The organism is Halomonas sp. RT37 (assembly GCF_040070525.1).
Lineage (GTDB): Bacteria > Pseudomonadota > Gammaproteobacteria > Pseudomonadales > Halomonadaceae > Halomonas > Halomonas litopenaei.
The window spans coordinates 2,618,004-2,634,850 of sequence record NZ_CP098827.1 but is presented as its reverse complement, the minus strand read 5'-3'; the positions used below and the strand labels follow the sequence as shown (position 1 = coordinate 2,634,850).

The window sequence follows — 16,847 nt, the reverse complement described above, 5'->3', positions numbered from 1 at the left end:
GTGATGAAGCCCCGTTATGGTTGGTCGCCGGCGGGGCTTCGTTGCATCAGGCCTTGGCCAGTCCGGCTTCGGCTCGTTTCATCACATCGGCCATACCCATTGCCTGGGCGGCCACATCGAGAAGAATTCGCTGTGCTTCGGGCAAGTACTGCAGGTCGTCCCCGTCAATGACCCCGTCGCACGCGATCTTGGCGATCAGAACGGTGGCACCGCCTGACGCCTTGTTGAGATTCCCTACGCCGCTCATCAGCGAGCCGGCATCGCCCTTGCCGCTGTGGCGGGAAACCGCCAGATAGCCGTGACGGTTCGCCAGCTCGGCGCGGGTGCCTTCATCTCCCAGCTCTTCCAACGCAGTCACCCACGGCTCTTCCAGCCATGCTGGGAATTCCGTAGTGCCTGCCGCCCAGCGCTCGACCTGCTTGTGCCAGGTGATCAGCGCTGAGGCGTATTCGTCGGCATCGGTCAGGGAGTTGAGATCGACCCACTTCGAAACCTTCCCCGGCGCCATGGCGTGGGCCAGCGCGTTTAGCGTCTTGGCAAACTTCGACATAGAGATGCCGCGCTGCTCGCGAATCTGGTTCAGCCCGTCGCGGAGCAGGGCGTCTCTGGTGGGGTGTCGTAGGTTCGACATGGGCATCTCGTTCTCTCGTGGCTAATCTGTGGTTGTGGTTAGGCGGCGGACGCCAGGCGGGGGCAAAGCTCGACAGCCGTAACGGCCCCGCCAGTGAGTCGCTCAGCCTTCAATGCGTGAAGCTCGGAAATGCCGTGCTTTCCACTGGACCAGCCGGAAACGCTTGCCTGACTGACCCCGAGCGCCTCAGCGGTTCGCTCTTGGGTACCGAAGTGCTTGATGAGTCGAGAAATAGGAGTTTCCATCATGCCGGCCTTGGAAAAAAGGAATGCCTATATAGTAGATACAGGAACTCCTTTTTGCAACGGTATAGGTGCGCCTATATCTTTCTCTGGTATGAACATCGGAGATCGGGTTCGCCGCGCCCGGAAAAACGCAGGCTTAACGCAGAAACAGCTTGGGGACGCGGTAGGGGTTCGGCAGGCCACTATCTCTGATCTTGAGAAGGGTGAATCCCGCTCAAGCGCATACCTCGTCCAGATCGCTGACGTGTGCTCTGTCAGCGCAGAATGGCTGGCGACGGGTAAAGGGGAAATGCTCGGTGCCAGCAACGTCTCGACCTTGCGCCCGCGCCGCCCAGCAGAAGGCAATGCCGAGCTGATTGATCACGAGATCATTGAGGGTAGCGAGCCGCTGCGTCCTGACGAGGTGATGTTGCCAGTGTTCAGAGAGGTGGAGTTTGCCGCTGGCGATGGCTGTGCCACCCAGGTCATTGAGAATCACGGGGCGGAGGAGCGCTTTAGCCTGCCGCGTCTGTCGAGAGCTGGAGTGCAGCCTGAGAACGCCGCTCTCGCTATCGTCAAGGGTGACTCAATGTGCCCGGCCATCAACGATGGCGCCACTATCGGCATCGACAAGGGAAGCCGGAGCGTCGTTGATGGAAAAATCTACGCCCTCGACCATGACGGTATGCTGCGCGTGAAGCGTCTTTACCGCATGCCTCTGAACCGTGTGCGCGTGGTCAGCGAGAACAGCGAGGAGTACCCGGAGGAAGTGTATAGCCTTGCCGATCCGGACGCACCGAAGATCCTCGGCAGGGTCTTCTGGTGGGAGAACTTCGACTGATTGCCACTGCATAGTCTAGGTCGGCAAGAGTGCGGTGAGAGCCTTCGAATTAGGTTTTGTTAGGCAGGAAGGGGCGTTAGATGACAGGATTTTTAGATAGCGAATATGATGATTTCTCACCTGAAATCAAAGCCCTAAGCGCATCTGATATTCAGGAGTTTCTTGAGCACATCGAAGGTCCAAAATCCTGTCTCTACTGCGGGGCCAAAAAACTTGCGATCGTCACCGCCGTGCAGCCGAGACAAGATCAGAGAGGAATTGAGATCACTTGGGAAAAGCCTGCCTTGACCAGGCGCCATGTCCACGAAATTCCCCCCTCTGGTTTTTTTCTCCAGATTCCGGCGTTTCATCTATGCTGCTCAAACTGTGGCTACAATATGAGTTTTTCAGTTGGGCCACTGCTGGAATGGATGAGGGATAGGGAGGAGGGAGTGAGTGCAGACTAAGGGCTCAGCAGAGGATTTCTTGAGTTTCATGCGCGCCACAGGCGTGTATGGTTCGGCCAGAAAAGACAACACGCGCCAGTTTCAGTCGGTCGACTATCACGGTCTTCGTCGTCACCCTATCAATCCTCGTGCTAAAATTAGAAGCAACGTTCCTAAGGATTCTCAGAAAATGGCCACGCACGACCGCCACATAGACGAGAGACTCGCCTTAATCGAGCAAGGGCTTGAAAGGCGTATGGCTGATCTTCAGCGATTCCAGGAGCGTGCTGAAGATCGGTTTGAGAGAGCTACGGAGAGGCATGACGCTGAGCTAGCGCTCCAGCGTCAAAAAACCGATGAGTCCTATCGCAGCCTGTTCAACCTCGTAGATGGCTCTAGAAAGCACGCGAGCAATATGGCTGCGGTGACAATATTTGGCACCATTGGCGGTGTGCTTGCGGCGCTGGCCTTGGTGACCACTTTGGGGGCAGGGTGGATCAGCGATCAAGGCACTTATGCCAAGTCCTATGGCGAGAATCAGGTCGAGATGCAGCAAGCTGCCGACGAGCGGGCTGAGTTTCGTGAGACCATGAAGTCAATTCAGGCAACGCAGCAAGCTATTTTGGATCGCCTACCCGAGTCGCCGCCAGCCGAACAGCAAGCCCCTTCCACCTAAAGAACCCGCCCTCGAGGCGGGTTTTTTGTGCCCGCCTGTAGCGCTCCCGCCCGATAGCCGCCCTTGAGGCGGTTTTTCTTTGCGCATTCCGCATAGGGAAAACAATGAGATATAGGTATTTGCGATAAAATATAGGGAAAGCTGTTGACGCGATAAATAGGTATGCCTATATTTGGAAGCGTGGCCAGGGCAGCAGCCCACCACCCGAGCTACCGGATGTAGCCGACGCGATGAAGCCCGAACGTCTGAAACATAGGGTGGAGCCGAGAGCGAGCTGGACTGAGTTGCCAGTAGCTGAGATGCCCGAGAGGGATGACGTTAAGCAAAAGGTTTCAGGCGATGCGTGCCGCAGCTTTCGAGCGTGCGGATCGACCATCCATCGCCAACCTCGCCGGTCGTGCCACTACGAGCTAGGGCACAGGGCTGCACCGCCGGCGTTGTAATGGCCCTGCGAAGGGCGGCAATGCGATTGAGCCGTCTGGAGGGAAGCCCAAGCCCAGCACGAGGACTGACCTGACCGCCTGCCATCGCAAGCGGGTGAGACGGCGCGGGTACTGCGAGAGTGCCATCGGGCTTTGCCACGGCAGAGCCCATCCGAAAGCGGTGAATGCGCAGGCTGATGCGCGCAGAGGATGCCAGGCGGAAACGGTAGGGCATGCGAATGAACCCTGAAAACAGTTCCTGGCTACGCACCTGAGTGTAATGGGTTGGTGGTGAGCCATGCCGGAGATCAGCACCGGCCACCGCTTTCGGATGACAACGGGAGAGACGAGATGCACATCACCGAAGACATGGTATCTCCGCACCACCTGCTCGCCGCCGAGCGCTGGATCAGCGAGAACGGCATGCCGGAGACCGATGCGGAAATGGCCCGGATGGGTCGGGAAGTGGCGCAAGAGACGCAGCGGGTCGTCGAGCACATGGCGTGCAAGGCCTTCGAAGCGCTGGATGCCCACAAGGAAGATCAGAAGGCGGGCGTCGAGACGCTGGCTGGAATGCAGGGCCGGGAGTTCATGCAGGACATCTACAGCGAGCTGCGCCGCAGGGCGTAAAGGAGTCGAGAGATGAGCAAGCCAATCGGGCTGTCCGAACTGATAGCGGAAATCGGTAACGATAATTTGCTGATGCAGCCAATCGATCAATCACTGGTCAGCATGAATAAACGCCGAGACCACAACGAGCTAGCGTTCGCGACTGACCAAGATTTTGATCTCAACGGGACAAAGCAGTTTGGGATGGTCATCTGGATTGATCGGGCAGAACTGACAAGGGCCAAGGATAGGTTGCTGGCTAGCTAAAGGCGTGACAACGGAGCCTGCGGGCGAGGGGGAGTGATGAAAAACATCCGATGGAGGCTTGCCGGCTGGATCAACGACAAGGCGCTCGACGCCAAAAGCGAGGCGGCTGCCCGAGCCCTGGAGTGGCTTTACGAGAAGATTGCCTGAGCACTACGTGATCCGCTACGCAGTGCGGCCCAGCGCCCCGCCCCGGGCCAGAGTACGGGGCCATCGAAGTGGCGGTTGAGAAGGCCGGGAGCGCCCAGCCGTCCCTGAAAGGGCAGCCGCCACCTCGATGCACCCGCATCACCATCTGTTCCCTGCATTGCCCGCCACCGTGCGGGCTTTTTTATGAGCCTCATTCAAGGAGGGCAGCACATGAACCCAATCCGCGAGTTCGCCGTCTGGGCGGTCAGCATGCTGCCCCCTGACGCATCGAACGAGACTATCGCCATCACCGTGATGGGCTCGTTTTTCGCATTCTTCACAGCCCTGGGCGGCCTGGCTGGCCTTCTGGGGTGGATCTGCACGAGGGGTAGGGCATGACACCGGATTCTTGCTGGGTCGCGGTGGCGGCCCTTCTCTACGCCCTGGCATTCATCGGCGCCGCTTGGTGCGGCAGGAGGTAGGTATGAAGAACGCAGATATGCCGGCTATGCCCCTAGACAGCCAGGCCGAAGGCGACATCGCGCAAGGCTATAGGTACAGCCATACCGGCCTCACCAAGCGCGAGCACTTCGCCGCCTTGGCGATGAACGGGCTGATGTCGATGGACATCAAGGGGCGGCTAGGGCCACGGGCCACCGCCGCAGGCGCGGTGAAGTACGCCGACGCACTACTCGAAGCGCTGGAGGATTCCTGATGTGTACAAGCGGATGGAGCAAACACTCGAGGGACATCGAGGCCCTCCGAGACGCTGGCCGAGAGCCGGGGGCGCACCCGATTGATGACGACATCAAGGCCATTCTGCTGGCCGACCCGCTGTCGATGGATCGGTTGGTCATGGCCGCTGTCGAGGCGTTTTTGACCAACGGGTACCGGGGCGGGCCCGACGTCAACACAGCGATCGAGATCGCCCTGGATCAGCACTACCGGAGGAGGGCGGCGGCATGAGCTTCAACATCGATTTCGAGATGAAGGTCCGCGTCGAGTTCTCTGATGAGCCCAAGTCGAAAGCGTTTTTTATCGATGGCGACTGGAAGGAGTCGTTCTACGACCTCGTGGACCTCGAGGACTTGGCCAGCTCCATTGCTAGCGGATTTGTGCACGAGACTCCGACCTTCCAGCCCGAGCATCGAACATTCGGGTTTTTTCTCGAGGGATATGGCCTTTTCCTGCGAACCAGTTATACCCCCGAGACATATGTGCTCACGGGGCAGTTTGCAGATGACTGCGGCGGGATCGCTATCAAGCTGATTGACGAGCTGGAGGCCGCATACGCGGAGGGAACGGCATGACGTTCATGACCACCGTTGCCGGTATTCCGTGCCGGTGCCGGGTGACGTTCTACAGCCATGGGGCACCGATGCGCACCACCGGCTCAGGGTTTGGCGATCGCGATCCCGACGAGCCGGAGGAATTCGAGTTCGACATCCTCGACCGCCGCGGTTATCCGGCGGCGTGGCTCGAGCGGAAATTGACCGACAACGACTACGACCGGCTGCTCGAGGAGTACCGCAGAGAGCGGGGCGCCTGGGCGGCATGAGGAGGAAAGCATGCGAGCACTGATCTTGATCACCGCCCTGGCCTTGACCGGGTGCAGCAGCCAGCCGATCGACCGGGAATTCGGACACCGCCACGGCTACGACGCCATGCGGTCGATGATCCAGTCCACAGGGGCAATCCATCACGGGGTTGACTGACGAGAAGCCCCAGCCGATGGCGGTCGGACTGGGGCGGATACCAACAGTATCGAGGAGAGGGTAGATCAATGAGCACCGAATTGGCTACACGACAGGACGGAGCGGTTCAGGCTCCCGCGCAGCAGGTGAGTGAGTCGGCAGCGATCATCCAGGTGATCGAGCGGGCGGCCATGAACCCCGACGTCGACATCGACAAGATGGAGCGGCTGCTGCAAATGCAGGAGCGCGTCATGGAGCGCCAGGCGGCCATGGAATACAGCGCAGCGATGGCAGCCATGCAGACGGAAATGCCGAGCATCGCTGAGCGCGGCAAGACGAACAACGGGAAGTACGCCACGCTCGAGGACATCGTCGACACCGTTCGGCCAGTGATGCAGAAGCACGGCTTCGCGGTCAGCTTCCGCGTCAAGACGGTCGACAAGGGGATCGAAGTCACGGGCGTGCTGATGCACAAGGGCGGCCATCGGGAGGAGACCGCAATGCTGCTGCCCGCCGACACCAGCGGCAACAAGAACGCCGTCCAGGCCTTCGGCTCGACCACCAGCTACGGCAAGCGGTACGTGCTGTGCGCACTCCTGAATATCACGACTCGCGGCGAGGACGACGATGGCGTGTCGGCAGCGCCAACCAAGACTGTCACTGCGTTCCAAGCCGGGCAGATCGCACAGCGCTTGGCCCAGTGCCCCGAGAAGACTCAGGCATGGTTTGCCGAGACCTATGGTGACGCAAGCCGCGTCCCGCGCACCAAGTTCGACGGAATGATGGCGCAACTCAACAAGATCATCCAGGAGGCCGGTGATGCAGATCATTCATGAACTTGAGCAAGGCTCGCCCGAGTGGCTGGAGGCCAGGCTGGGCATCGTCACCATGTCGCGGCTGAGCGCTTTGCTGGTCAACGGTAAGAGCGCATCAGGTTTCGGCAAGGACGCCTACACCTACATGAACCAGCTAATTGGGGAGCGGATCACCGGGGAGCTGGATGATTCGTTCCAAGGCAATCGCCACACTGAGCGCGGGCACGAGCTTGAGCCGCTGGCACGCCAGCTTTACGCCGACACTACCGGCAACGAGGCCGAGGAAGTGGGCATCATCCTGAACCACGGCGCGGGATATTCCCCGGATGGCCTCGTGAGCAATGACGGTCTGATTGAGATTAAGACCAAGCAGCCGAAGCATCAGATAGAAGTGCTACTGGCAGGCGAGATCCCCAAGGATCACATCGCCCAGTGCCAGGGCGGACTCTGGATTTCGGAACGTGAGTGGATCGACTTCGTCAGCTACTGGCCTGGGATGCCGCTTTTCGTGAAGCGGGCATATCGCGACGAGAAGATGATCCGAACCATCGCAGAGCGCGTCGATGCGTTCTACGAGGAAATGGAAACCCGAATGGGCCGAGTACTGGCGGCATGAGGAGGCAGGAATGCAGTGTCCATGCGGAGGGGCGACTGTCTCGCGAACGGCAACCGTTAAGAGGGTGAGCCTGACCTATCAGGCGTGCGGCTCCTGTGGCCGTGTTGGCGGTGAGGAGCTTTACGCGAAGGGGCGCCTGGTCGCCACCGGCACACAGGCTAGGCAGCAATTCCAGTCGTTGAAACCAGTTTAGGCCCCACTCCGGGGCCTTTTTTGTGGGAGGCGGCATGGAACAACACCAATGGAAGACCACGGAAAAACAGTACGTGAAGCGCCGTCTCGATGAGGGCGCCACCTACAAGGACATCGCAACAGAGTTGGGGCTTGGGCGAGACCAGGTCCATGGCCTGGCCAAGCGCAGTGGTTTTACTGACCCCCGTCGCCGCGGCGCGTGGCGTCGGCGCGACTGGACGGACATCGATCGAACGGTGCGGGACTGCATCGAGGTCCAGTGCATGTCCATTCGCCAAGTTGTCAGCTACCTGCGACTTCAAGGCATATCGACCTGTTATTCCAGCATCAATAACCGGGTCAAGCTGATGCCCGCTTCGGTCCAGTTTCAGGCCAGCGTCAACGCGGCCCGTCGCCAAGCCAGCAATGCCTATCGAATGCGCTTGCGGATCAAGCGGGCGGCATGAATAAACGCGCCGTGCCCGGTGGCGCTGAATGACCGGAGCCGAGGCCAGGCCACCGTGTCTCAAAACGGAGTCAGCCCGCTGGCCGCCGTCTCCTCAGCTCCACCCGTGCTGAGCGCGGGCGAGTTCACTGCACAGCAGTAGGCGGCAGGGCGGGTCGGGTGCCGCACGTGAAGCGGCAATTTCTTTCCAGCCTCGGCACACGCCGGGGCTTTTTCATGCCACGGAGAGACGCATGACCAGTCTGAACCTGTTCGGCCACGAGCTGGTGGTCGACAACTTCGCCGGCGGCGGCGGAGCCAGTGAGGGGATCGAGCAGGCCCTGGGCCGGCCAGTAGACCTCGCCATCAATCACGACGCCACGGCCATCGCCGTGCACACCGCGAACCACCCAGGCTCTGAACACAGTGTTGCTGACGTATGGGACATCGATCCCGAGACGGCCGCCACTGGTCGTCCGGTGGGGCTCGCCTGGTTCTCGCCGGACTGCCGTCACCACAGCAAGGCCAAGGGCGGGCGCCCCGTCAGCAAGAGCGTGCGCGGCCTGGCATGGGTTGCCGCGCGCTGGGCGGCGAAGGTGAAGCCTCGGGTCATCGCGCTGGAGAACGTCGAAGAATTTCTGGACTGGGGCCCGCTGATCAAGAACGCCAAGGGCCAATTGGTGCCGGATCCAGCTCGAAAGGGGCAGACCTTCAATGGCTTTGTGCGTGCCTTGCGCCGGCATGGGTACCAGGTGGATTGGCGGATCCTGAAAGCCTGCGACTTCGGAGCCCCAACCATTCGCCGTCGGCTATTCCTGGTGGCCCGCCGTGATGGGCTGCCCATCAAGTGGCCGAAGCCAACTCATGGCGACCCGGGCTCGCCTGCCGTTCGGAGGGGGAAGCTGCAGCCCTGGCGTACCGCCGCCGAGTGCATCGATTGGTCGATCCCGTGTCCCAGCATCTTCGAGCGGCAGCGCCCCCTGGCCGACGCCACTCTGCGCCGCATTGCCAAGGGCGTGATGCGCTACGTGGTCGAGAGTGGCGACCCCTTCATCGTGCCAATCGCCAACTACGGCAATGGCTCGGAATTGGTCAACGCCATAGGCGAACCTCTACGCACTGTCACGGCCTGGCCAAAGGGCGGCAGCTTCGCCCTCGTCTCCGCCTTCCTCGCCAAGCACTACGGCGGCGTTGTAGGGGCGGACCTACGGGATCCCCTCCCCACGATCACAGCCACAGATCACAGCGCGCCGGTGGCCGTCAGCTTGGTGAACCTCAAAGGCAGTGAGCGAGGCGGTCGGGACCCTCGGCAACCGATGCCCACCATCTGCGCCGGCGGCACCCACGCGGCGGCCGTAGCCGCCTTCTTGGTGAAATATTACGGGCAGGGCGTTGGCCAGGTCATGAGCGATCCGATGCACACCATGCCGACGAAGGATCGTTTCGGGCTGGTCACCGTGACCATCGCCGGAGAGCAGTACGCCATCGTCGACATTGGCATGAGGATGCTGCAGCCCCATGAGCTGGCTGCAGCGCAGGGCTTTCCAGATCACTACGAATTCGCCCAGGTCAACGGCAAGCCGGTGCCGAAGTATCAGCAGGTTCGGCTGATCGGCAACAGCGTGTGCCCGCCGCTGGCCAAGGCCATCGTCGAGGCGAACTTCACCCACGAGCGTCGGTTCATGCCGGCAACTGAGCAAGGGGAGGCCGCATGACACCAACCGAGTGGATCAACGACATCGAGGTATGGGGCGAGGTCGGCGCCAGAGCTGTCGAGCAGGCGCTGGCCGATCAGATGTGGAGGGAGTGGGCATGCAGCGAGTAGACAGACTGCGCGGCCTGGTGTCCGTGCAGCAGGAGATCAGGGTGCGGGAAGGACTGCCGGTGCGGTTCAGCGCCCGGCACGTGGCGGCGGGCCTCGGCGCTGAGCTGAGTAAGGGGCGGTCAGCGAAGGCGCCCGGTGCGGCGCTGGAGATGATCCGCTCATGGCACGAGCACGGGCGGATTCAGCGCGACGGCACGCTCGACGGGATACCGGCATGGAGGAAGGCGGGATGAAACTGACACAGCAGCACCTCAAGAAGCACCCCGAGAAGTTGGAGCGGTTCAATCGGGTACGCATTTGGTCTGGTGAGTGGCACATGTGGTGGAGGTGTAGCGCGCAGGGATACACCGGCCATATGGACGAAGCCGGTGTGTTTGACGCCTATGACGCCTGGGGGCGCGTTGCGCACTGCGGTCCCGAGAAGAAGATCAGCTTGGTGGCAGCATGATCGCGGCCATCATTCTCGGCCTGCTGATCATGGCCGGCGGGGCGCTGGTGCTGCGAGAAGCGGGGCGGGCGTACAGAGAGCAGAGGAGAAGGGCATGAGTAGGCCACAGATAGTGAACCTGACGCTGGAAGACCTGGGCACGGATGCCTTGCCGATTGAGAAGTATATCGACGCGCTGGAGGCGGAGCGGGATAAGGCCTTCGAGAAGGGTAAGCAGGCATTTGGCTTCCAGCAGCGCGCCGAGAAGGAAGCCGCGGAGCTCCGCCTTGAGAGGGACACGCTGGCGGCGCATATAGAGCGCTATAGAAGTGCCTACGTAAAACTGACCAATACGTCAGTGGTCAACGATGATTGGGAGCGACTTCTACCAACCGCTCTGCTTGATGAGTTCGACAGGATTGATGATGACTCGCCCACCACCAGCCTCGCCCGCCGCGATGCAGACAGCAACCTGTATCGACGGGAGCGCAGACATGACGACCTTTCCCCCCACGTGGAACGTCTGCATCGAGCAGCTACGTCCTTCGCACAGCTACAGGAGGAGCGGGACGCGCTGGTAGCGCATGTGGATCGACTTCACCGGGCGGCAGAGGCGTGCGTACAGGTTCATGAGGAGGGATTCAGCCCCACCCCCGACGAGCTTCGTGAGCTGAACGACGCACTGGATGCCAGATTCTCCCAAAGCCTCGCCTGCCGCGATGCCAGGGTGAAGGCGGAGGCGCTTCACGAGCTTCTGATGTTCCCGCGAATGGGTGGGGAGCCGGTTAGGGCCAAGGCCGTCAAATTGCGCGATGGATACCGCCAACAGGCCGAGGGAGGTGGTGATGAGTAGGCAGGACGGGTGGTACTGGGTGAAAGAGCATTCCTATGAGAACTGGGTGGCATGGCACTGGAACGGAGTGGACTTTGCCGGGGTCGACGAAGACTGTTTCGCCGAGATCGGCCCGCGCATCCCAACGCCGGACGAGCCCTGGCAGTGCGTGCCGGTGGAGCCGACGCGGGAGATGGCAGAGTCAGGCCAGATTGCTTCGGAAGCAGGGTGCCATGTCGAGGGGATCTACTGCGACATGATCGCAGCGGCGCCGAAGTCGGGAGGAGGCGATGAGCCTTAGCTGGTGCGGTTCCTGGTATGCCAGGTATAGATTCAGCGGCGCCCGTGGAAAACAGAGTGAGCCTGGTGAGCATCATTGTGCCCACCCGAGCAAGGGTTGCGGGGTATAGTAGGTGAAACGCAAAAACTGGAAGCCATTCATGTCCTTCGATGTCGACGAGCTACTGTATCTAGCCGCTTTCCCTACTCGTGCCGAAATTCTTAATGTAGTCCAAAAATTCGATCCGATCTGTGTGTCTAGGATTTCTGAGGTGCTATCTCTGACCCAGAATCAGACCAGCAAGCATCTCACCAAAATGCGCGAAGCAGGTCTTGTAAAGGCGGATCGGTCAGGCCGTACCGTGTACTACCGCCTTGCAGATGAACCTTGTTTACGCGACTTCCTTGAATGGCGGCGACGATACCGCCAGTGAACTGCCGATCATCATGCCGCCCACCGAGGCGGCTTTCTTTTGCCCTGAAGGAGAGCTTGATCATGACACCCCTGATGCCGCCGAGCGAGGTGGCGGAACTCTTGGCCATCAGTGAGCGCAAGGTCTACGCGATCAAGCACCTGATTGGCTATGTCGCCCTGGGCGGCAACGTACGGTTTGAGCGAGAGGCGGTCGACGCTTACATTGAGAGCTGCAAGCGCGGCCCCTCACGAGGGGAGCAACAAAAATGGGTATCACGGTTCGATACCGCGCATCTCGGAACAGGTGGGTCGTCACCGAGTCGGGTGAGCGCGGCAGATATCAGCGAACGTTTATCACGGAAAAGGAAGCAAGGCAGTTCGCCACGAAGCGAGAGGCTGAACTAAACGAGGCTCAATTCAATGGCCTCATGGGTCGGCAGGAGCGGAGGACCTTCATGGAGGGTCTTCTGCGCTGGGTCGATGAGTACGACACGAACAGCCAGGGCGCGAGCATTCGTGCAGTCGCCCGCTGGTTCGACGAGAACGCGCAAGACGTGCTTCTTGGTCAAGAGGTGTTGGATGCCGCGCGGTCGATGCAGAAAGATATGCGCAGGAAGCGGCTCAGCCAAAGCACAATCAATAACCGGACCCAGGTGGTCAAGCGAGTGCTGAGCCTGGCGTATCGGGAGTGGGATTGGCTGGATCAGCCGCTGGACGGCAAGCTGCGCAAGCCTACCCCGAAAAACGAGCGCCACGTCTACCTGACCGCAGGGGATATTCGGCGTCTGGTTGAGGCTGTGCCGGAAGAGTATCCGGAGGAGCGGCGAATCATCACGCTGGCTGCTTTGACGGGGCTGCGCCGCGGCGAACTCCTGGCGCTGGACCCTGGCAACATCCAGGGTGGTCGCATCGTGTTGCGACCAGGGCAGACCAAGAGTGGCAAGGCCAGGGTTGTGCCGCTGCCGGAGGATGGTGCGGCATTGGTGGCCAACCTGCCGTTTGCATCTGACGCTCATCAATTGCGGAAAGCATTTGAAGCTGCCCGGCGGGCTATAAAGCGTGATGATCTGCGCTTTCATGACCTTCGCCACACCTACGCCAGCCTGCTGGCTGAGGCGGGGGAAGTGATGACGACGGTGCAGGCGCTACTTGGCCACAGCAGCTTGGTGGTGACCAGCCGCTACGCGCATATGTTCGACTCGCGTCTGGATCAAGTGGCTGGCAGGTTGCCGAAGCTTTGCGACCAAATTGCGACCAGGGAGGAGGGCGTCGAGGGATTAGGTAGCGTAAGGCATTGAAACTGTTGGTGCCCGGAGCCGGGCTCGAACCGGCACGGTGTTGCCACCGAGGGATTTTAAGTCCCTTGCGTCTACCAATTTCGCCATCCGGGCAGGAACGTCGCCAGAGGTAAGGCGATAGGGTCCGAAGGGATCGGACACGGCTTCTGGGAAGCGGGGCACACCTGAAAGGAAAAATGGAGGCTGGAGTCGGAATCGAACCGGCGTACACGGAGTTGCAGTCCGCTGCATAACCACTCTGCCATCCAGCCTCATGAGTCATCCATCGTCTAATGATGGAGCGGGAAACGAGATTCGAACTCGCGACCCCAACCTTGGCAAGGTTGTGCTCTACCACTGAGCTATTCCCGCCTGACTCGAGGACGTATTATACGGATAAGTCGGTGACTGTCAAACGCTTTTCCCTGAATTTTCGAATAGGCCCCGGATCGCCAGAGCGCTGCCTACAGCGAGCGGCTAAGGTGCGGCCAGGCGGCACGCAGGTACTGGATCATCGACCACAGCGTCAGTATGGCGGCGGCGTACAGGGTGACAACGCCCAGTTCGGCGATCAGGTGGCCGGGAGGGAAGGCCAGCAGCAGCAGCAGGGCGACCATCTGCAGGGTGGTCTTTACCTTGCCGATCCAGGACACCGCGACCGAACCGCGCTTACCCATCTCCGCCATCCACTCGCGCAGTGCCGAGATGACGATCTCGCGGCCGATGATCACCAGCGCCGGCAACGTCAGCCAGGCGGCGTCGTAGCGCTCGATCAGCAGTGCCAGCGCCACTGCCACCATCAGCTTGTCCGCCACCGGGTCGAGGAAGGCGCCAAATGGCGTCGACTGGTCCCACTTGCGCGCCAGATAGCCATCCAGCCAGTCGGTGATGGAGGCCAGGCCGAACAGGGCGGCGGCGGTCAGCATGCTGTATTCGAAGGGCAGGTAGAACAGCACCACCAGCAGGGGGATGAAGACGATGCGTGCCAGGGTCAGAATATTGGGAATGTTCATCGATACCGCTGTCCTTGCTGGAGGGGGGCGACAAGAAGCGACGGACGACGTTGGCGCCCGTCAAAGTGGTTCATTCTATCCGTGATACCTCAACTCATCCATGCAGGGCACGATGAATTGTGTCTGCCATGGTGGCGCTGATGCCGGGGACCCGAGCCAGTTCATCGCGGGTGGCCTGCTTGATGCCCTGGAGTCCGCCGAAGAAGCGCAGCAGTTCACGTCGGCGTTTGGGGCCGACGCCGGGGATATCCTGAAGTGTCGAGGTGCGCCTGGCCTTGTCTCGCTTGGCACGGTGGCCGGCGATAGCGAAACGGTGCGATTCGTCGCGGATGTGCTGGATAAGGTGAAGACCCGGCGAGGTCGGTGGCAGCGCCAGAGAGCGATCCACGGTCTCGACAAAGAGGGTCTCGAGGCCAGCCTTGCGGGTGGTGCCCTTGGCCACCCCGAGCAGGATCACGCCGTTGATGGCGAGCTCGGCGAGCACCTCCCGCGCCATGTTCAACTGGCCCTTGCCGCCGTCCACGACCAGGATGTCGGGTAATACGCCTTCCCCTTCGTTGAAGCGCTTGAAGCGACGAGTCAGCGCCTGCTGCATCGCTGCGTAGTCATCGCCGGCGGCGACTCCCTTGATGTTGAAACGCCGATAGTCGCTCTTGCGCGGGCCGTCCTGGTCGAACACTACGCAGGATGCCACCGTGGCCTCGCCGTGGCTGTGGCTGATATCGAAGCATTCGAGTCGTTGCGGCGTCTCGTCGAGCTCGAGTGCCTGGCGAAGATCTTCGAAACGTTTGGCGAGCTGGGTCTGGTTGGCCAGTTGGCCAGCCAGTTGCTGCTCGGCGTTGGTACGGGCGAGTTCACGCCACTGGGCGCGGTGACCGCGGACCTTGTCGGTCATGCGTACCCGGCGTCCGGCATGCTCGCTCAGCGCCCGGGCGATCAGTTCGGCGTCCGGTACGGCGTGGCTGGTCAGCACTTCGGTGGGGATCTCCCGGGCCTGGCCGAGGTAGTACTGGCTGACGAAGTCACCCAGCAGTTCCGGCTCCCCGAGATCGAGACTGTTGGCGGGACTGTAGTGCCGCGCCCCCAGCAGACGCCCCTGACGAATCGACAGCACCGAGATGCACAGGGCGCCCGGCTGGGAGGCTAGGGCAAAGGCGTCGGCGTCTCCGCTGCCGGTATCCACCACCTGGCGCTGCTGCAGACGGCGCAGATCCTGCAACTGGTCGCGCAGACGTGCCGCTTCCTCGAAGTCGAGGGCCTGGCTTGCGGCCTCCATGTCGCGGGTCAGCTCCTGACTGACCGATTCGCTGCGTCCCTCCAGGCACTGGATGGCGTGTTCGATGTCGCGGCGGTAGTCTTCTTCGCTGATGTAGCCCACGCAGGGGGCGCTGCAGCGCTGAATCTGATACTGCAGGCAGGGCCGGGTGCGGTGTGCGAAGACGCCGTCCTCGCAGTTGCGGATACGGAACACCTTCTGCATCAGCGATAGCGTTTCGCGCACGGCGCCGCTGGAGGGATAGGGCCCGAAATAGCGGCCGTCATCGTGGCGGGTCCGTGCTCTCTTGTGTTCCAGAGCGGGGAAGGGATGACGGTCGGTGACAAACACGAAGGGGTAGGACTTGTCGTCACGCAACAGGATGTTGTAGGGCGGTCTGAGCTGCTTTATCAGGGTCTGTTCGAGCAGCAGCGCCTCGGTCTCGCTGTTGGTCACCGTGACCTGGATGTCGTGGATGCGAGCGACCAGCGCCTGAGTCTTGGTATTGAGTGCGCCGCGGAAATAGCTCGCCAGGCGGGCCTTCAGGCGACGAGCCTTGCCGATATAGAGGGTATTGGACTGGTCATCGAACATCCGGTAGATACCGGGTGATTCGCTGACGGTCTCGAGAAAGCGTCGGGCATCGAAGGTCATGGTCTGGTAAGGCTCACCCTGTCACATCACGTCAGGGAGCTCATGCTACCAGAGCCTGGCGGGGCACGTATCGTCCCCGACGGCACATTGGGTAAGAGCCTCAGGCTGGCTTCTAGTCTTCCTTGAAGCCTTCGACCAGCCCATGCCGCAGCCCCAGGTGGGTCAGCGCCACGTCGGAGTTGACGCCGAGCTTTTCGAAGATGCGATAGCGGTAGGTGTTGACCGTCTTCGGGCTCAGGAACATGCGATCGGCGATGTCGGCGACGCGTTGGGCGTTGACGATCATCATCGCGACCTGAAGCTCGCGCTGGGACAACTGATCGAACGGATTTTCCTCGTGGTCGATGCGCGACAGTACCAGCCGTTGAGCGATCTCCGGGCTGACGAAGCGCTGTCCGGCGAACACCGCGCGGATGGCCTTGACCATCTCGTCGTGCTGGGAACCCTTGCTGATGAAGCCGTGGGCACCGGCTTCCAGCAGCCGCTGGGCAAAGGCTTCCTCGATAAAGGCCGTCAGCACAAGAATACGGATGTCCGAGGTCAGTCGGCGGATCTTGCGAGTGGCCTCGAGCCCGCCGATGCCCGGCATGCGAATGTCCATCACCACCACGTCGGGATTGAGGCGGCGAGTCTGAGCAATGGCCTCTTCTCCGTCCGCGGCTTCCCCGACGACATTGATGTCCTTCTCTGCATTGAGCAGATGAACGATGCTGGTGCGTACCAGGTGATGATCGTCAGCGACAAGAACCCTGATCAATGCCGATACTCCTGGAAAAGGTGAAAACTGGGATCATGGATTTGACCGAGGCGAGCCAATGCTCATTGCGGGGTCTTCTCATGATGATTCGCAGTAGACTGTCACAAATTGATCCTAAGGGGAATTGGGTCTCCGGGGGGCGACGGCGTTT

Annotated in this window: 27 protein-coding genes and 3 tRNA genes; 21 read left to right on the top strand and 9 right to left on the bottom strand. The window is 61.0% G+C overall.

What is annotated here, in order from left to right:
- Positions 1-46 precede the first annotated feature (46 nt).
- Both NFG58_RS11155 and NFG58_RS11150 read right to left on the bottom strand, forming a co-directional pair.
- Positions 47-631, bottom strand: coding sequence for a hypothetical protein (locus tag NFG58_RS11155; RefSeq protein WP_306168809.1), 585 nt, complete (start codon positions 629-631; stop codon positions 47-49).
- Positions 632-669: 38 nt separating this feature from the next.
- Entirely contained in the window at positions 670-876 is a 207-nt protein-coding gene (locus NFG58_RS11150) for a Cro/CI family transcriptional regulator (protein ID WP_249742708.1), read from the bottom strand.
- A 1-nt stretch (position 877) separates the two neighbouring features.
- On the opposite strand from NFG58_RS11150, the gene NFG58_RS11145 reads away from it, so the two are divergent.
- From NFG58_RS11145 to NFG58_RS11055, 19 genes are all read left to right on the top strand, one after another.
- A complete protein-coding gene (locus NFG58_RS11145) occupies positions 878-1,696 on the top strand; it encodes a helix-turn-helix transcriptional regulator (protein ID WP_348826501.1) in 819 nt (272 codons plus the stop codon).
- Positions 1,697-1,776: 80 nt separating this feature from the next.
- Entirely contained in the window at positions 1,777-2,142 is a 366-nt protein-coding gene (locus NFG58_RS11140; protein ID WP_306168807.1) for a hypothetical protein, read from the top strand.
- Positions 2,132-2,797: a hypothetical protein gene (locus NFG58_RS11135; RefSeq protein ID WP_348826500.1), complete on the top strand. Its 666-nt coding sequence runs from the start codon at positions 2,132-2,134 to the stop codon at positions 2,795-2,797. The genes NFG58_RS11140 and NFG58_RS11135 overlap by 11 nt, the downstream gene beginning before the upstream one ends.
- Before the next feature lie 773 nt (positions 2,798-3,570).
- Entirely contained in the window at positions 3,571-3,849 is a 279-nt protein-coding gene (locus NFG58_RS11130) for a hypothetical protein (RefSeq protein ID WP_348826499.1), read from the top strand.
- A 12-nt stretch (positions 3,850-3,861) separates the two neighbouring features.
- Positions 3,862-4,095: a hypothetical protein gene (locus tag NFG58_RS11125; protein ID WP_348826498.1), complete on the top strand. Its 234-nt coding sequence runs from the start codon at positions 3,862-3,864 to the stop codon at positions 4,093-4,095.
- Between the two features lie 357 nt (positions 4,096-4,452).
- Complete coding sequence (locus NFG58_RS11120; protein WP_213226956.1) at positions 4,453-4,620, top strand: hypothetical protein; 168 nt, start codon at positions 4,453-4,455, stop codon at positions 4,618-4,620.
- Between the two features lie 85 nt (positions 4,621-4,705).
- Complete coding sequence (locus tag NFG58_RS11115; RefSeq protein ID WP_348826497.1) at positions 4,706-4,936, top strand: hypothetical protein; 231 nt, start codon at positions 4,706-4,708, stop codon at positions 4,934-4,936.
- A complete protein-coding gene (locus NFG58_RS11110) occupies positions 4,936-5,187 on the top strand; it encodes a hypothetical protein (RefSeq protein ID WP_108448728.1) in 252 nt (83 codons plus the stop codon). The genes NFG58_RS11115 and NFG58_RS11110 overlap by 1 nt, the downstream gene beginning before the upstream one ends.
- A complete protein-coding gene (locus NFG58_RS11105) occupies positions 5,184-5,531 on the top strand; it encodes a hypothetical protein (RefSeq protein WP_348826496.1) in 348 nt (115 codons plus the stop codon). Before NFG58_RS11110 ends, NFG58_RS11105 begins: the two co-directional genes overlap by 4 nt.
- The gene (locus NFG58_RS11100; protein ID WP_348826495.1) at positions 5,528-5,779 is read left to right on the top strand and encodes a hypothetical protein; all 252 of its coding nucleotides are present in this window, start codon (positions 5,528-5,530) and stop codon (positions 5,777-5,779) included. The genes NFG58_RS11105 and NFG58_RS11100 overlap by 4 nt, the downstream gene beginning before the upstream one ends.
- A 10-nt stretch (positions 5,780-5,789) precedes the next feature.
- Complete coding sequence (locus NFG58_RS11095) at positions 5,790-5,936, top strand: hypothetical protein (protein WP_348826494.1); 147 nt, start codon at positions 5,790-5,792, stop codon at positions 5,934-5,936.
- 68 nt (positions 5,937-6,004) lie between these two features.
- Positions 6,005-6,751, top strand: a complete 747-nt coding sequence (locus NFG58_RS11090; protein WP_348826493.1) for an ERF family protein — start codon at positions 6,005-6,007, stop codon at positions 6,749-6,751.
- The gene (locus NFG58_RS11085) at positions 6,735-7,346 is read left to right on the top strand and encodes a lambda exonuclease family protein (RefSeq protein ID WP_348826492.1); all 612 of its coding nucleotides are present in this window, start codon (positions 6,735-6,737) and stop codon (positions 7,344-7,346) included. Before NFG58_RS11090 ends, NFG58_RS11085 begins: the two co-directional genes overlap by 17 nt.
- A gap of 227 nt (positions 7,347-7,573) precedes the next feature.
- Positions 7,574-7,984 (top strand): hypothetical protein, encoded by a 411-nt coding sequence (locus NFG58_RS11080; RefSeq protein ID WP_348826491.1) that lies wholly within the window; start codon positions 7,574-7,576, stop codon positions 7,982-7,984.
- A 232-nt stretch (positions 7,985-8,216) separates the two neighbouring features.
- Positions 8,217-9,677, top strand: a complete 1,461-nt coding sequence (locus tag NFG58_RS11075) for a DNA cytosine methyltransferase (RefSeq protein WP_348826490.1) — start codon at positions 8,217-8,219, stop codon at positions 9,675-9,677.
- A gap of 97 nt (positions 9,678-9,774) precedes the next feature.
- On the top strand, positions 9,775-10,020 hold the full coding sequence (locus NFG58_RS11070) for a hypothetical protein (protein ID WP_348826489.1): 246 nt from the start codon (positions 9,775-9,777) through the stop codon (positions 10,018-10,020).
- Positions 10,017-10,235 carry a hypothetical protein gene (locus tag NFG58_RS11065; RefSeq protein WP_348826488.1) on the top strand — a complete coding sequence of 73 codons (219 nt, stop codon included), beginning with the start codon at positions 10,017-10,019 and terminating at the stop codon, positions 10,233-10,235. The genes NFG58_RS11070 and NFG58_RS11065 overlap by 4 nt, the downstream gene beginning before the upstream one ends.
- A gap of 94 nt (positions 10,236-10,329) precedes the next feature.
- A complete protein-coding gene (locus NFG58_RS11060) occupies positions 10,330-11,067 on the top strand; it encodes a hypothetical protein (RefSeq protein ID WP_348826487.1) in 738 nt (245 codons plus the stop codon).
- Positions 11,060-11,347, top strand: a complete 288-nt coding sequence (locus NFG58_RS11055; protein WP_348826486.1) for a hypothetical protein — start codon at positions 11,060-11,062, stop codon at positions 11,345-11,347. The genes NFG58_RS11060 and NFG58_RS11055 overlap by 8 nt, the downstream gene beginning before the upstream one ends.
- 287 nt (positions 11,348-11,634) lie before the next feature.
- On the opposite strand, the gene NFG58_RS11050 is transcribed toward NFG58_RS11055, so the two are convergent.
- A complete protein-coding gene (locus NFG58_RS11050; protein WP_306168797.1) occupies positions 11,635-11,823 on the bottom strand; it encodes a hypothetical protein in 189 nt (62 codons plus the stop codon).
- Between NFG58_RS11050 and NFG58_RS11045 the strand changes: the two genes are divergently transcribed.
- Both NFG58_RS11045 and NFG58_RS11040 read left to right on the top strand, forming a co-directional pair.
- Positions 11,822-12,145, top strand: coding sequence for a helix-turn-helix domain-containing protein (locus tag NFG58_RS11045; protein ID WP_181248717.1), 324 nt, complete (start codon positions 11,822-11,824; stop codon positions 12,143-12,145). The genes NFG58_RS11050 and NFG58_RS11045 overlap by 2 nt on opposite strands.
- Before the next feature lie 50 nt (positions 12,146-12,195).
- Positions 12,196-13,038: a site-specific integrase gene (locus NFG58_RS11040; RefSeq protein ID WP_306168796.1), complete on the top strand. Its 843-nt coding sequence runs from the start codon at positions 12,196-12,198 to the stop codon at positions 13,036-13,038.
- 6 nt (positions 13,039-13,044) lie between these two features.
- Here NFG58_RS11040 and NFG58_RS11035 read toward each other — a convergent pair.
- The 6 genes from NFG58_RS11035 to NFG58_RS11010 all read right to left on the bottom strand — a co-directional run bounded on the left by NFG58_RS11035 (position 13,045) and on the right by NFG58_RS11010 (position 16,696).
- Positions 13,045-13,131 (bottom strand) — tRNA-Leu (locus tag NFG58_RS11035).
- Between the two features lie 84 nt (positions 13,132-13,215).
- Positions 13,216-13,289 (bottom strand) — tRNA-Cys (locus tag NFG58_RS11030).
- 25 nt (positions 13,290-13,314) lie between these two features.
- Positions 13,315-13,389, bottom strand: a tRNA-Gly gene (locus NFG58_RS11025).
- Positions 13,390-13,481: 92 nt separating this feature from the next.
- Positions 13,482-14,030, bottom strand: a complete 549-nt coding sequence (gene pgsA / locus NFG58_RS11020) for a CDP-diacylglycerol--glycerol-3-phosphate 3-phosphatidyltransferase (RefSeq protein ID WP_108133171.1) — start codon at positions 14,028-14,030, stop codon at positions 13,482-13,484.
- Positions 14,031-14,124: 94 nt separating this feature from the next.
- Positions 14,125-15,939, bottom strand: coding sequence for an excinuclease ABC subunit UvrC (uvrC, locus tag NFG58_RS11015; protein WP_045994189.1), 1,815 nt, complete (start codon positions 15,937-15,939; stop codon positions 14,125-14,127).
- 112 nt (positions 15,940-16,051) lie between these two features.
- Positions 16,052-16,696: a response regulator gene (locus tag NFG58_RS11010; RefSeq protein WP_045994188.1), complete on the bottom strand. Its 645-nt coding sequence runs from the start codon at positions 16,694-16,696 to the stop codon at positions 16,052-16,054.
- Positions 16,697-16,847: the final 151 nt, after the last annotated feature.

Bases quoted from the DNA above. Each gene is read 5' to 3' on its own strand.
- NFG58_RS11100 (WP_348826495.1), top strand. From the start codon at position 5,528: ATGACGTTCATGACCACCGTTGCCGGTATTCCGTGCCGGTGCCGGGTG.
- NFG58_RS11055 (WP_348826486.1), top strand. From the start codon at position 11,060: ATGAGTAGGCAGGACGGGTGGTACTGGGTGAAAGAGCATTCCTATGAG.
- NFG58_RS11060 (WP_348826487.1), top strand. From the start codon at position 10,330: ATGAGTAGGCCACAGATAGTGAACCTGACGCTGGAAGACCTGGGCACG.
- NFG58_RS11150 (WP_249742708.1), bottom strand. From the start codon at position 876: ATGGAAACTCCTATTTCTCGACTCATCAAGCACTTCGGTACCCAAGAG.
- NFG58_RS11155 (WP_306168809.1), bottom strand. From the start codon at position 631: ATGTCGAACCTACGACACCCCACCAGAGACGCCCTGCTCCGCGACGGG.
- NFG58_RS11130 (WP_348826499.1), top strand. From the start codon at position 3,571: ATGCACATCACCGAAGACATGGTATCTCCGCACCACCTGCTCGCCGCC.
- NFG58_RS11050 (WP_306168797.1), bottom strand. From the start codon at position 11,823: ATGATCAAGCTCTCCTTCAGGGCAAAAGAAAGCCGCCTCGGTGGGCGG.
- NFG58_RS11115 (WP_348826497.1), top strand. From the start codon at position 4,706: ATGAAGAACGCAGATATGCCGGCTATGCCCCTAGACAGCCAGGCCGAA.
- NFG58_RS11075 (WP_348826490.1), top strand. From the start codon at position 8,217: ATGACCAGTCTGAACCTGTTCGGCCACGAGCTGGTGGTCGACAACTTC.
- NFG58_RS11040 (WP_306168796.1), top strand. From the start codon at position 12,196: ATGGAGGGTCTTCTGCGCTGGGTCGATGAGTACGACACGAACAGCCAG.
- NFG58_RS11070 (WP_348826489.1), top strand. From the start codon at position 9,775: ATGCAGCGAGTAGACAGACTGCGCGGCCTGGTGTCCGTGCAGCAGGAG.
- NFG58_RS11120 (WP_213226956.1), top strand. From the start codon at position 4,453: ATGAACCCAATCCGCGAGTTCGCCGTCTGGGCGGTCAGCATGCTGCCC.
- NFG58_RS11110 (WP_108448728.1), top strand. From the start codon at position 4,936: ATGTGTACAAGCGGATGGAGCAAACACTCGAGGGACATCGAGGCCCTC.
- NFG58_RS11095 (WP_348826494.1), top strand. From the start codon at position 5,790: ATGCGAGCACTGATCTTGATCACCGCCCTGGCCTTGACCGGGTGCAGC.
- uvrC (WP_045994189.1), bottom strand. From the start codon at position 15,939: ATGACCTTCGATGCCCGACGCTTTCTCGAGACCGTCAGCGAATCACCC.
- NFG58_RS11145 (WP_348826501.1), top strand. From the start codon at position 878: ATGCCGGCCTTGGAAAAAAGGAATGCCTATATAGTAGATACAGGAACT.
- NFG58_RS11085 (WP_348826492.1), top strand. From the start codon at position 6,735: ATGCAGATCATTCATGAACTTGAGCAAGGCTCGCCCGAGTGGCTGGAG.
- NFG58_RS11125 (WP_348826498.1), top strand. From the start codon at position 3,862: ATGAGCAAGCCAATCGGGCTGTCCGAACTGATAGCGGAAATCGGTAAC.
- pgsA (WP_108133171.1), bottom strand. From the start codon at position 14,030: ATGAACATTCCCAATATTCTGACCCTGGCACGCATCGTCTTCATCCCC.
- NFG58_RS11080 (WP_348826491.1), top strand. From the start codon at position 7,574: ATGGAACAACACCAATGGAAGACCACGGAAAAACAGTACGTGAAGCGC.
- NFG58_RS11045 (WP_181248717.1), top strand. From the start codon at position 11,822: ATGACACCCCTGATGCCGCCGAGCGAGGTGGCGGAACTCTTGGCCATC.
- NFG58_RS11065 (WP_348826488.1), top strand. From the start codon at position 10,017: ATGAAACTGACACAGCAGCACCTCAAGAAGCACCCCGAGAAGTTGGAG.
- NFG58_RS11140 (WP_306168807.1), top strand. From the start codon at position 1,777: ATGACAGGATTTTTAGATAGCGAATATGATGATTTCTCACCTGAAATC.
- NFG58_RS11090 (WP_348826493.1), top strand. From the start codon at position 6,005: ATGAGCACCGAATTGGCTACACGACAGGACGGAGCGGTTCAGGCTCCC.
- NFG58_RS11105 (WP_348826496.1), top strand. From the start codon at position 5,184: ATGAGCTTCAACATCGATTTCGAGATGAAGGTCCGCGTCGAGTTCTCT.